The organism is Aeromonas sp. FDAARGOS 1419 (genome assembly GCF_019047045.1).
In the GTDB taxonomy this organism is placed as follows: Bacteria; Pseudomonadota; Gammaproteobacteria; order Enterobacterales; family Aeromonadaceae; genus Aeromonas; species Aeromonas veronii.
This window is the reverse complement of sequence record NZ_CP077209.1, coordinates 2,608,594-2,620,925: the sequence shown is the minus strand read 5'-3', so window position 1 is coordinate 2,620,925 and position 12,332 is coordinate 2,608,594. Positions and strand designations below refer to the sequence as shown.

Here is a 12,332-nt window from a genome sequence, read left to right as displayed (position 1 = left end):
CGGAGATAGGGTAATCCTATGAAGACAAGGACCATTACAATGAAGAAAGCGCTCCTTGGCAGCCTGGTTTCGGCCGCCTTGTTGACCAGCTTCAATCTGAGTGCCGCCACTGCCGGTCAGGCCGTGGACGCTCAAGCCGCCACCGACAACGCATCCAAAGTTTCCCAGCAGAAGATCGACAGCTATGCCGAATCTGCCGAATCCGCATTGGCCCAGTACAAGGCCGCCCTGCGTCAGGTCGACAGTCTGCGCACCTACAACGAGCAGGTGAGCAAGATGGTCGAGTCCCAGAGTGCCGAGCTGGCGTCGATGCAAAAGCAGATCGCCCAGATCGACCAGACCAGCACCGAAGTGGTGCCCTTGATGCTCAAGATGATCGACTCCCTCGAGCAGTTTGTGTCACTGGATCTGCCGTTCCAGAAGGTCGAGCGCGAGGACCGCGTGGCGGCCCTGACCGACCTGATGAACCGGGCCGATGTCACCATCTCCGAGAAGTACCGCAAGATCCTGGAGGCCTACCAGATCGAGGAGGGCTTCAGCCGCACCATCGAATCCTACAAGGCGAGCCTGGACAAGGATGGCAGCGAGAAGACCTACGAGTTCCTGCGGGTTGGCCGCATCGCGCTGCTTTATCAATCCCCGGATGGCAATGAAACCGGGATGTGGAACAAGAAGACTCGCCAGTGGGAAGAGTTGCCCCAGGAGTATCGCAGTGCGGTTGAACAGGGCCTTCGCATCGCCAAGAAGCAGGCGCCTCCCGCGCTGATCAAGCTGCCGGTTCAAACTGCGGAGAAAGCATCATGAAAGGAATCAAACTTGCGATTGCCTCCCTGATTGCGGGAGCAACCCTGGTCACCCTGCCGGTGACCGCCGCCGAAAAACCGGTGGATCTCAATGCGCTGCTGAACCAGGTCAAGGCCTCCAGCCTGAGCGAATCCCAACTCAACAAGGAGCGGGAAGCCCGCTTCCTGGCTGACAAGAACGAGCAGGGGGCGCTGCTGGCCAAGGCCAAGGCCGAGCTGGCTGCCGAAACCGCCAAGGGCGAGCAGCTCAAGGCGACCTTCGATGCCAATGACAAGCAGCTGACCGAGCTGGCTGAAACCCTGCGCCAGCGTTCCGGCAACATGGGCGAGATGTTCGGCGTACTGCGTCAGTTTGCCGGTGAGTTCAAGGGGATCTTCAACGCCTCCGCCCGTCGGGTCGAGCATCCGGAACAGACAGCGCTGCTGACCCGTCTGGCCGAGAGTAAAGAGCTCCCCTCAAGCGACGATCTGGAAGCGTTCTGGACCACCACCCTCAGCCGTATGGTGGACGGTGGCAAGGTGAGCCAGATCCCGGCGACCGTGGTTTACGGTGAGGGCAACCAGGCCGAGAAGACCGTCACCCAGATCGGCGAGTTCAACACTGTCTCCGAAGGCAAGTACCTCACCTTCGTGCCGGAGACCGGCAAGTTCGAGCAGCTCTCCCGTCAACCGGAGAAGAGCGTGCTTGCTCCCATCGCCGAGTTTGAACAGGGCGGTGACGGGGTCAAACCCATCTTTATCGACCCGTCTCGCGGCGTGATCCTCTCCCTGCTGGTGCAGTCACCGACTCTCAAGGAGCGAATCGATCAGGGTGGTGAAGTGGGTTACGTCATCATGGTGCTCGGTGTGCTCGGTACCCTGCTGGCCATCTTCTGCGGTATCCGCCTGTCGCTGATCGGCTCGTCCATGCGCAAGCAGCTGAAATCCGATCAGATCATCAAGGGCAACCCCATTGGTGACATGCTGGGAGCCTACCAGAGCCATCGCGGTGACAACATCGAGGATCTGGAGTCCAAGCTCGACGAGATCATCCTGCGCAACGTGCCCAAGTTCGAGAAGGGTATCAGCATCATCAAGCTGATCGCCTCGGTCGCGCCGCTGCTGGGCCTGCTCGGTACCGTAGTGGGGATGATTGCCACCTTCCAGGCCATCACATTGTTCGGTACCGGCGATCCCAAGCTGATGGCGGGCGGTATCTCGGAGGCGCTGGTGACCACTATGCAGGGGCTGGTCGTCGCCGTGCCCATGTTGTTCCTCTACACCATAGTGCAGACCCAGAGCCGTCGTCTGATCCAGGTGCTGGAAGAGCAGAGCGCCGGTTTCGTCGCCCGTTATCAGGAACGTCTGCACGCCTCCAAAGCCGCAGCGTAAGGAGTCACCCATGTGGTTCTGGTTGATTGAAGAAGTCGAGTCGGTCCGCCGGTTTTTGGGATTGGGGGGCGATGTACTGGTCGCCCTGTTCTTCCTGACCCTGATGATGTGGGCCCTGTTGCTGGAGCGCTGGTTCTACTTCATGGCGGTCTACCCCAAGCAGGTGAAGCAGACCAAGGCCACCTGGCTGGCCCGTACCGATCATCTCTCCTGGTCTGCCAAGCAGATCCGCCGCGAGCTGGTCTCACGGGTTGCCATGGCGGTGGACAAGGGGATGCCGGTCATCAAGGTGCTGATCGCTCTCTGCCCGTTGATGGGGCTGCTCGGTACCGTGGTGGGGATGGTGCAGGTGTTTGACACTTTGGCCATCACCGGCACCGGTTCGCCGCGGGCGATGGCATCGGGGATCTCCAAGGCAACGGTACCGACCATGGCGGGCATGATCGCCGCCCTTTCCGGCCTGTTTTTTGTCAACCAGCTCGATCACAAGGCCAAACTGGCGGTGCAAAAGCTGGAAGACAACCTGAAACACGGTTGATGCAGGATGCATACCCCCGGCGAGGCATGGCCTGCCGGGGGCACAGAACAAGCAAGGAGTTTCTGCTATGAGAAAACGTTACAGCGACAGCGGTGCTGACGAGGCGGCTATCGATTTGACCCCCATGCTGGACATAGTGTTCATCATGCTGATCTTCTTCATCGTCACCACCTCCTTCGTCAAGGAGTCCGGTGTCGAGATCAACCGTCCCAGTGCCAGCACGGCCGAGACGGTGAAGAAGGGCAATATCATGGTCGCGGTGCGCGAAAACGGTCAGGTCTGGGTCGACAAGCGGGTGGTCGAGGTGGGGGCGGTACGCGCCAACATCGAGCGGCTGCGGGCCGAAAACCCGGAGAGCGCCGTGGTGATCCAGGCCGATAACGAATCCCGTTCCGGTCTGGTGGTGCAGGTCATGGATCAGATCCGCATGGCCGGTGTCCAGAACATCTCCATCGCGGCAGACAAGAGCAGCTGATGCCGGAGAGAGACCTATGAGATACCTGATATCGTTGGCGGTCTCCTGTGTGGTGGTGTTCTTTCTGTTTCTGGGAATGAACAAGCTGATCACACCGGATCACCGGGAGCTGGTGGAGAAGGAGGACGTCAGCATGACCGATTTCATCCGCCTCAAGCCCCAGGAGACCCTGCAAGAGAAACAGCGGGAGCTGCCCAAACCGCCGCCGCCCAAGCGTCCGCCGCCGCCTCCCGAGATGGAGGTGGCCAGCACGGATAGGCCGAAGATGGAGAGCGCGCCGATGGACATGCCCAAGCTCGACATCCCGGTCAATATCGGTGGTGGCAACGCGCTGGGTGCCTACAGCACCGGCGGCGGTGGTGGCGGCGTCGGTGGCAACAATGGTGCCATTCCGCTGGCGACCTTCGAGCCCATGATGCCCCGCAAGGCGGCACTGGCGGGGCTGGCTTCCGGCAAGGTGCTGGTGGAGTTCACCGTCACCGAGCGCGGCACCGTCAGCAACGTGCGGATTGTCAAGGAAGAGCCGCGCAGTTATGACCTCGGCAAAGAGGCGCGCAAAACCATCGCCAAGTGGACGTTCAAACCGGCCATGGTAGATGGCAAGCCGCAGGCGAGCCGGATGCAGCAAGAAATCGAGTTTGCGGTCAACTAAGGAAGGTGGCGATGAACAAGTTACACAAGATGATCCTCGCCCCGGTCGCCATGGCGGTGCTGCTTAGCACCGCCAGTTGGGCCGCCGAGCAGCCGACCCTGTCGGATCGGGCCTATCGGGCGGTCAACAAGGCGCAGGAGCTGATCACTGAGAAGAAATACGGCGAGGCCAATGCCAAGCTGCAAGATGCCCTCTCCGGCGCGGGTGAGCGGGTCTACGACAAGGGGGTCATATTGCAGACCCTCGGTTTCGTGGCCGCCCAGCAGGAGAAATACGGTCAGGCGACCAAGTACTTTGCCGATGCCATCGCGACAGGCGGCTTGCCGCCACCGGTGGCCCAGCAGGTGCGCTACAACCTGGCCCAGCTCTATATGGCGGAGGGCAATTACCAGGGGTCGATCAAGACCATGAAGGAGTGGTTTGCCAACCAGGGCAAGGATGACAAGCCCAACTCCCATGCCTATATCACGCTGGCCAACGCCCACGTGCAGCTCAAGCAGTACCGTGACGCGATCCCGGCGGTGGATCAGGCGATCAAGCTGTCGGCAGGTAAAGCGCCGGAGTCCTGGTATCTGCTGAAGATGGGCGCTCACTACGAGCTGAAACAGTACAAACCGGCGACCGAGGTACTGACCTCTCTGGTTAACATGTTCCCGGAGAAGAAGAAGTACTGGACCCAGCTGTCGGCCATGCATATGCAGGCAGGCAACGATGCCAAGGCGCTGGCGGCGCTGGAGTCGGCCTACAACCTCGGCATGTTGACCGAGGCCGCCGAGCTGCAGCGCCTCGCCAACTACCTCGCCTTCACCGGCATTCCCCATCGCGCCGCACGGGTGATGGAGAAGGGGATGAAGGATGGGGTGATTGAGCAGAGCGCCAGCAACTATAAGACCCTGGCCAACTACTGGCATCAGGCCAAGGAGCTGGATCCGGCCATCGACACCCTGGCCAAATCCTACCAGCTGGCCCCGAGCGCCGAATTGCAGCTGAAAATGGCGCGCATGATGATCCAGAGCAAGCGCTATCAGGATCTGGTGGCGCTGGCCGCCAAACCGGCCGCCAATGCCAATGGTGAACAGCGTGCGGATCTCAAGTTCCTGACCGGGGTCGCCTATTTTGAGCAACAAAAGCCGAAGGAGGCCCTCAACGCCTTCACCCAGGCGGCTCAGAATGGCAACGTCAGTGGTCGGGCATCTCCGTGGATCAGCTTCCTCAAAGAGCAGAGTGGCACCGGAGAGGCTGCCGTCCAGTAATTCCAATGACAACTACCTGTAGTCCCTTTTATGGTTGCCTGGTGGCTCCATTAACCGCTCTTCGGAGCGGTTTTTTTATGGTGGCTGCCAGCACCGGCGGGTAGCCGACGCACGGTTTTATCCCTCTTCATGCCAATAAAGAGCCTCCCTCGACATTGGTCTATCTCTCCCGGTGTGACAAACGTTTTGGCTAGGGCTGCAACCGTGACACAAGGTGGCGCAGCATTGTGGTTGACGGGGGCTTGGGTGGCTCGCTGCCAGGCGGGCCGTGCCATTCATCTTTCTCTTTGCTGCGACTTGCCAGTGTGGCTTTTGCCCTGTTGATAAGCGTCACATCGAAAACGGCTACTTTTAACAAGAAAAGCAACATATGGAAGTTGAAATTTTGGCCGACTCAGGAAAGAATGCGCGCTCGGTTATTGGCGTCGTGGGGCAGGTTGACCCGCCACCGGCAGACCGAGGATGAGACGGCCCCCGGCCCATTTGGTACAGGAAACCACACAGGAATTTTATGAATCCCCTTCGCACTGCCGCTTCGGCCCTTTTATGCACATTTGCGCTGGTCAGCCAGCAGGCTGCCGCCGTCGAGTACCGTCTGCCTGCGGCCAACAGCCGCCTGATCGGTGAAAACCAGGAATACGTGGTGCCTGCGGACAACCGTCCGCTGGAGCAGATCGCTGCTGACTTCCAGCTGGGTCTGACTAACATCATGGAAGCCAACCCGGGCGTTGATCCCTATCTGCCGAAAGCGGGTAGCACCCTGATCATTCCCCACCAGCTGATCCTGCCCAACGCGCCCCGCGAAGGGATCGTCATCAACGTTGCCGAGATGCGTCTCTACTACTACCCGAAAGGGAAGAACGTGGTGGAAGTACTGCCCATCGGCATCGGTCAGCTGGGGGTAAACACCCCGGAGAACTGGATCACCAAGGTAGAGCGCAAACGCGCCAACCCGACCTGGACCCCGACCGAGAACATCCGTCGTCGCTATGCCGCCCAGGGCAAGACTCTGCCGGCAGTATGGCCAGCCGGTCCGGATAACCCCATGGGTCTGCACGCCCTCTACATCGGCAACCTCTATGCCATCCACGGCACCAATGCCACCTTCGGTATCGGTCTGCGGGTGAGCAGCGGTTGCGTGCGTCTGCGCGCTGACGACATCAAGTATCTGTTCGACAACGTGCCGGTCGGCACCCGCGTCCAGTTCGTCAACCAGCCGGTCAAGACCACGGTCGAGCCGGATGGCGGTCGCTACATGGAAGTACACGAGCCGCTGTCGCGCACCGAGGAGGAGTTCAACTCCACCGCCTCCGTGCCGCTCCCGATGACACCGGCTATCACCCGCTTCATCGCTCACGCCGAGTCTGACTCCAACGTGGTCAAGCAGGTGCTGGAACAGCGTACCGGTATGCCGACCCGCCTCAATCCCTGATTGAGCAAGTTGGCGGTGCCGCGCGCACTGGCTGAATAAAGAAAACGGCGACCAGATGGTCGCCGTTTTTTTATTGGGGAGTTACCGCTTGCTTACTGCACGCAGACGGGGCAAAAGGCGTAGGTGCCTTGCGGATCGTTGAAGCGGGTGAGCGGGTCGAGACTGCGGTTCACTTCCACCAATGCCTTGCCAAATCCAGCCGGCAGCCAGCTTTGCAACTGGGGAGCTAACATTTGGGCACTGCTGTCAAACAGCTGGCGCAGGAACTTGTCCTTGGTGGACTCTTCCTGCTCGATGGGGGTCACCTGCCACTCCTTGAGGTTGGCCAGTTCGGCGGCTGCCTTGATGGCGTCATCCAGATTGCCGAACTCGTCCACCAGACCCAGGGCCTTGGCATCCTCACCGGTCCAGACCCGACCTTCGGCCGCTTTCTCGGCCTCTTCCGGGCTCAGACCGCGGCCCTTGCTGACCAGACCGACGAAGCGCTGGTAGGTATCTTCCACGCTCAGCTGGATGGCCTGACCGACGTGATCCGGCAAGGCGCGGGTCGGGCCGACGCCGACGTAATCTGTGGTGCCAACCCCGTCGGTATGCACCCCGAACTGGGCCAACGCCTTGTCGATGGTGGCAAACATGCCGAACACCCCGATGGAACCGGTGAGGGTGGTCGGGGAGGCGAAGATCTTGTCCGCATCGGCGGAGATCCAGTAGCCACCGGAGGCGGCATAGCTGCCCATGGAGACCACTACCGGCTTACCAGCCTGTTTCAGGGCCAGCAGCTCGGCGCGGATCTGCTCGGCGGCGAAGGCGCTGCCGCCCGGACTGTCGACCCGCAGGACCACGGCTTTAACCTTGTCATCGCGACGGGCATCTGCCAGCAGGTCGGAGAGGCTATCACCGCCTATGGTACCGGTAGGCTGTACGCCATCCATGATGGCGCCGCTGGCGACCACCAGACCCACCTCATCCTTGCCACTCTGGGGATACTGTTCGGGCACTGCGGCCAGATACTCTTTCAGGCCGACCCCTTTCCAGCCGTGGTCGTCAGCTTCACCCACCTCTTTAATGACCGCCTGGGTCATCTCGTCGCGGGTGGCCAGCTGATCCACCAGACCGTTGTCGAGGGCGTAGTTGGCGGCATTGCCACCGGCCTTGCGCAGCAGCTCGAGGAAGCGCTCCTTGCCCGGTGCGACCGCATCGGGTTCGATCTCCCGCTGCTCGGCTACGTCAGCCACATAGGATTGCCACAGCTGATCCAGCCAGCGCTGGTTCGCCTCCTTGCTCTCGGGGGACATCTCGTCGCGGGTATAGGGTTCGACGAAGGATTTGTAGGTGCCGACCTTGAATACATGCGGAGTGATGTTGAGCTTCTCCAGCGCCGACTTGAAGTAGGTCTGGTAGACCCCAAGCCCCTCGATCACCACGGCGCCGCTCTGGTTGAGCAGCACGTGATCGGCGTGGGCCGCCAGCAGGTATTGCCCCTGAGTGTAGAAGTCGGCCATGGCGATCACCGGTTTGCCGCTCTCCTTGAACTGGTCGATGGCGCTCGCCACCTCCTGCAGTTTGGTGAAGTTGGCTCCCTGCAGCCCTTGTGGCTTGATCACCAGCGCCTTGATGCGCTCGTCATCCTTGGCACTCTTGATGGCCCACAGCAGGTCGGAGAGGACGATCTCGCTCGGCTGCTCGTCGCTGCTGTCCATCTGGCGCAGCAGTTGTACGGTGGGATCTGTCTGGGAGCGTTGCTCCACCAGCACGCCGTTGAGATTGAGGGTTAGCGCCCCTTCGATGGGCGCCCTGGGGGCCTCTTTCTGGCTGACGCTGAAGACGATGACCAGCACTACGATGAGAAACAGCAGATTGACCAGCATCAGCCGGGTGAAATTGAGCAGGCGCCACAGGCTGCGGAACAACCAACCCAGACCTTTGAAAATAGACATAGTCGCGTTATCGCCCTGTTAATGGGTAGAGAAGAGCCATTATTAACCAGTTGCGGGCGAAATTGCCATTTCCGACTGGCGGATCCCGTCTATCTTCGTTCAGGGCACGGCTGTTCGCTGAAAATTTGTCCAAACATTTGTTTGAAAAAGAATTTTCGATTCTTTACTCTAGCCTCAGTTTGATAACAAAAAATTAACTGGAGGCATCGTGAGCCGCTATCCGACCCTGCTGACCCCGCTCGACCTTGGTTTTACCCAGCTGCGCAACCGTGTGTTGATGGGCTCCATGCATACCGGCCTCGAAGAGGAGAAGGGCGGTTTTGACAAGCTGGCCGCCTTTTATGCCGAGCGCGCCCGTGGTGGCGTTGGCCTTATCGTCACCGGCGGCATTGCCCCCAATCTGCGCGGTCGGCTGGTGCCTCACGGCTCCCAGCTGAGCTTTCCCTGGCAGGTGAGCAAGCACAAGAAGGTGACCAGTGCCGTGCATCAGGAGGGGGGCAAGATAGCGCTGCAGATCCTCCATGCCGGTCGCTACGCCTATCATCCCTTCAGTCTGGCCCCGAGCGCCCTCAAGGCCCCCATCTCCCCGTTCAAACCGCGCGCCATGAGCGAGCGGCAGATCCGCGGCACCATTCGCGACTTCGCGGCTACAGCAGCGTTGGCCAAGGCGGCCGGTTATGACGGCGTCGAGGTGATGGGCTCGGAAGGCTATCTCATCAACCAGTTCATCTGCGAGCGAACCAACAAACGCACCGATGGCTGGGGCGGCAGCAGCGAAAAGCGGATGCGCTTTCCGGTGGAGATTGTCCGCGCCATTCGCGAGCGGGTCGGCACCGACTTCATCATTATCTTCCGCCTCTCCATGCTGGATCTGGTGGAGCAGGGCTCGACCCTGGAAGAGGTGATCGCCCTTGGCAAAGCGCTGGAAGCGGTGGGGGTGACCCTCATCAACACCGGCATCGGTTGGCACGAAGCACGTATTCCCACCATCGCCACCAGCGTGCCACGCGGCGCCTTCAGCTGGGTGACCGCCGAGCTGAAAAAACACCTCAAGGTGCCCCTCATTACCACCAACCGTATCAACACCCCAGAGGTGGCCGAACGCATTCTGGCGGGTGGCGAGGCGGATATGGTCTCCATGGCGCGCCCCTTCCTGGCGGATCCCGAATTTGTCATCAAGGCGGCCGAGAATCGGGCGGACGAGATCAACACCTGCATCGCCTGCAACCAGGCTTGCCTCGACCATGTGTTCAAGCAGAAGCGAGCCTCCTGTCTGGTCAATCCCCGCGCCTGCTTCGAGACCGAGCTGACCTTTGGCCGCGTGCCTCAGCCCAAGAAGCTGGCGGTGGTGGGGGCGGGCCCCGCCGGGCTGGCGTTTGCCTGCTACGCTGCCGAGCGCGGTCATCAGGTGAGCCTGTTCGATCAGGCCAGCGAAATCGGCGGCCAGTTCAACTTCGCCAAGCAGATCCCGGGTAAGGAGGAGTTTCACGAGACTCTGCGCTATTTCGCCAAACGGCTGGAGAAGTGCGGTGTCGAGCTTTACCTTGGTCAGCGCCAGAGTGCCGAGAGCCTGCTCAGCGGCGGTTTTGACGAGGTGATCCTTGCTACCGGTATCCGTCCGCGCACTCCCAATATCCCGGGGATCGAACATCCCAAGGTGATGAGTTATCTCGATGTATTGCGGGATCACAAACCGGTCGGACAGAAGGTGGCGGTGATCGGTGCCGGCGGCATCGGCTTCGATGTGGCCGAATTCCTTGTGGAGAAAAGGGTCGAGAAGAAGGTGGAGACGGATGCCGATGGGCACCGTGATCACTGGCTCAAGGAGTGGGGCATCGACAAACAGCTTGGCGAGCGCGGTGGCCTGACTACTCCTGAAGTCGATGCCCCCGAGCGCCAGATCTGGCTGCTGCAGCGCAAGGAGAGCAAGGTGGGTGACGGCCTTGGCAAAACCACTGGCTGGATCCACCGTACCGTGCTCAAGAACCGCAAGGTGCAGATGCTCTCCGGGGTGCAATATCTGGGGATCGATGACGAGGGCTTGCACATTCAGGTGGGCGAGACCAAGCAGTGTCTGCCGGTGGATCAGGTGATCGTCTGCGCTGGGCAGGAGCCCCTTAAAGAACTGCAGGCCGGGTTGCAGGCGGCAGGCAAACCGGTGCATATCATCGGCGGAGCCGACGTGGCTGCCGAGCTGGATGCCAAGCGCGCCATCAGGCAAGGGGCCGAGCTGGCTGCGATCATCTAGCCAGCTGTGCCATCCTGCCCTTTATAGTGCGATAAACCCCTGAGCCTCAGGGGTTTTCTTCATTCGGTGCTGTGCTAAGGTAGCGCCATCATTGCCCCAGAGAAGGAATTGCCCATGGATGCCCTCACCCTGTTGCTCAATCGCCACTCCTGTGGCCGTCTCGCCGATCCCGCCCCGAGCGGTGAGGTGCTCGACAATATCCTCAAGGCGGGTCTGCGCGCGCCGGATCACGGTACCCTGACCCCCTGGCAGTTCATTCTGTTTGAAGGAGAGGGGCGCGAGCGGCTGGGCAAACTGCTGGCCGAGGCGGCCCGTGCCCGCGGTGAAGATGAAGAGAGCATCAAGAAGTGCAGCGAAGCGCCACTGCGGGCGCCCTTGGTCGTCGCCGTGGCAACCCGTTATCAGGATCACCCCAAGGTGCCGAAACTGGAGCAGGAGCTCTCTGCCGGTTGTGCCCTGATGGCGATGCAGATGGCGGCGCAGGCGCAGGGCTTCAACGGTATCTGGCGCTCCGGCTGGTTTATCTTCGATGAGCAGATCAACAAGGGATTGGGACTGGCGGCAGAGGATCAGCTGGTGGGTTTCCTCTACCTCGGCACCCCCATGCTGGAAGCGCGTAAACTGCGCGAGCTGCCGCTCGATGAGTTTGTCCGCCGTTTCTGACTTTTCGGCCACGTTGCGGTTGAGAGAAGCAAAGCCTCGAGAAATCGGGGCTTTTCTGTTTAACCGTGAATAGTAACCAGAGAAATTGGGGAAAATAAATGGCTCAAAGAGGCTTCGCGCGCCATAGCAGGTAATTATTTAAATAGTGCGATGTACCTCGCAATCCTGTGGTATTTCACTATGTAAAACGTTTGCGCATTCGCTAATATCTCCCTGCCAGTTTAGAAGGGCACTCCTTCTAATTTTTCTGCGATGAGAGTCGCAATTCCGTAGCACCTTTTAACAGCCCAACGTCTTCGTGACATTGGGCTTTATTTTTTTATGGGGTGTCGGGGCTGTTGTGAGTTGATGGCGGTATCGGCATACAACCCGGTTGGCTGCCTTATGCTCTGTTTTTGGCTGGCAGGATCCGGGCCGGGTTGCCGACTACCCGAGCTCCGGCCGGTACATCTCTGGTGACTACGGCGCCCGCGCCGACGATCGCCTCCCGCCCTATGGTGACGCCGGGCAGTAAGATGGCGCCGCCACCAATCCAGACCTTGTCTTCAATGGTGACCGGCAGTGCCGTCTCTGTGCCCTGAATCCGCTCGTCGGCTTCCAGCGCATGGGCTGCGGTATAGATCTGCACATTTGGCCCAATCATCACATGGGTGCCGATGCGAATGGGGGCATTGTCCAGCAGGGTCGCACCCATGTTGATGTAGCTGTTTTTGCCAAGGTAGATGTGACGGCCATAGGTACAGTAGAAGGGCGGGCAGATAAAGGCATTCTCAGCCAGTTCGCCAATCAGCTCCGCCAGTAGTGCCCGCTGCTCTGTCTCCTCTTCCGCCTGATTGAAACGGCGATAGCGCCGTGCCGCCTCCCGGCGCAACTGGGCCAGCTCGGGTGCCATGCAGTTGTACGGTTGGCTGCTAATCATCTTCTGGTATTCGATCATGGCAGGGTCCCAATGATGTGGAA

At 60.2% G+C, this 12,332-nt stretch carries 11 protein-coding genes; 9 read left to right on the top strand and 2 right to left on the bottom strand.

Features of this window, described 5'->3' with window-relative positions; translation table 11 throughout:
* The first annotated feature begins 39 nt into the window (after positions 1-39).
* From I6L49_RS11685 to I6L49_RS11655, 7 genes are all read left to right on the top strand, one after another.
* Positions 40-804, top strand: a complete 765-nt coding sequence (locus I6L49_RS11685) for a DUF3450 domain-containing protein (RefSeq protein ID WP_139434845.1) — start codon at positions 40-42, stop codon at positions 802-804.
* Entirely contained in the window at positions 801-2,174 is a 1,374-nt protein-coding gene (locus tag I6L49_RS11680; RefSeq protein WP_216949595.1) for a MotA/TolQ/ExbB proton channel family protein, read from the top strand. The genes I6L49_RS11685 and I6L49_RS11680 overlap by 4 nt, the downstream gene beginning before the upstream one ends.
* Positions 2,175-2,184: 10 nt before the next feature.
* Entirely contained in the window at positions 2,185-2,712 is a 528-nt protein-coding gene (locus tag I6L49_RS11675) for a MotA/TolQ/ExbB proton channel family protein (RefSeq protein ID WP_005338936.1), read from the top strand.
* Positions 2,713-2,779: 67 nt separating this feature from the next.
* The gene (locus tag I6L49_RS11670; RefSeq protein ID WP_005338933.1) at positions 2,780-3,187 is read left to right on the top strand and encodes a biopolymer transporter ExbD; all 408 of its coding nucleotides are present in this window, start codon (positions 2,780-2,782) and stop codon (positions 3,185-3,187) included.
* Between the two features lie 16 nt (positions 3,188-3,203).
* Positions 3,204-3,839: an energy transducer TonB gene (locus tag I6L49_RS11665; protein WP_064337222.1), complete on the top strand. Its 636-nt coding sequence runs from the start codon at positions 3,204-3,206 to the stop codon at positions 3,837-3,839.
* A gap of 11 nt (positions 3,840-3,850) precedes the next feature.
* Complete coding sequence (locus I6L49_RS11660; protein ID WP_216949594.1) at positions 3,851-5,092, top strand: lipopolysaccharide assembly protein LapB; 1,242 nt, start codon at positions 3,851-3,853, stop codon at positions 5,090-5,092.
* A 511-nt stretch (positions 5,093-5,603) separates the two neighbouring features.
* Positions 5,604-6,524, top strand: a complete 921-nt coding sequence (locus I6L49_RS11655) for a L,D-transpeptidase family protein (RefSeq protein ID WP_005338927.1) — start codon at positions 5,604-5,606, stop codon at positions 6,522-6,524.
* 92 nt (positions 6,525-6,616) lie between these two features.
* Here the strand turns inward: I6L49_RS11655 and sppA are convergent, their stop codons facing one another.
* Positions 6,617-8,461 (bottom strand): signal peptide peptidase SppA, encoded by a 1,845-nt coding sequence (sppA, locus tag I6L49_RS11650; protein WP_216949593.1) that lies wholly within the window; start codon positions 8,459-8,461, stop codon positions 6,617-6,619.
* Between the two features lie 208 nt (positions 8,462-8,669).
* On the opposite strand from sppA, the gene I6L49_RS11645 reads away from it, so the two are divergent.
* Both I6L49_RS11645 and I6L49_RS11640 read left to right on the top strand, forming a co-directional pair.
* Positions 8,670-10,709, top strand: coding sequence for an NADPH-dependent 2,4-dienoyl-CoA reductase (locus I6L49_RS11645; protein ID WP_216949592.1), 2,040 nt, complete (start codon positions 8,670-8,672; stop codon positions 10,707-10,709).
* A gap of 114 nt (positions 10,710-10,823) precedes the next feature.
* Positions 10,824-11,372, top strand: a complete 549-nt coding sequence (locus I6L49_RS11640) for an NAD(P)H nitroreductase (protein ID WP_005338924.1) — start codon at positions 10,824-10,826, stop codon at positions 11,370-11,372.
* Positions 11,373-11,754: 382 nt separating this feature from the next.
* On the opposite strand, the gene I6L49_RS11635 is transcribed toward I6L49_RS11640, so the two are convergent.
* Complete coding sequence (locus I6L49_RS11635) at positions 11,755-12,309, bottom strand: sugar O-acetyltransferase (protein WP_216949591.1); 555 nt, start codon at positions 12,307-12,309, stop codon at positions 11,755-11,757.
* Positions 12,310-12,332: the final 23 nt, after the last annotated feature.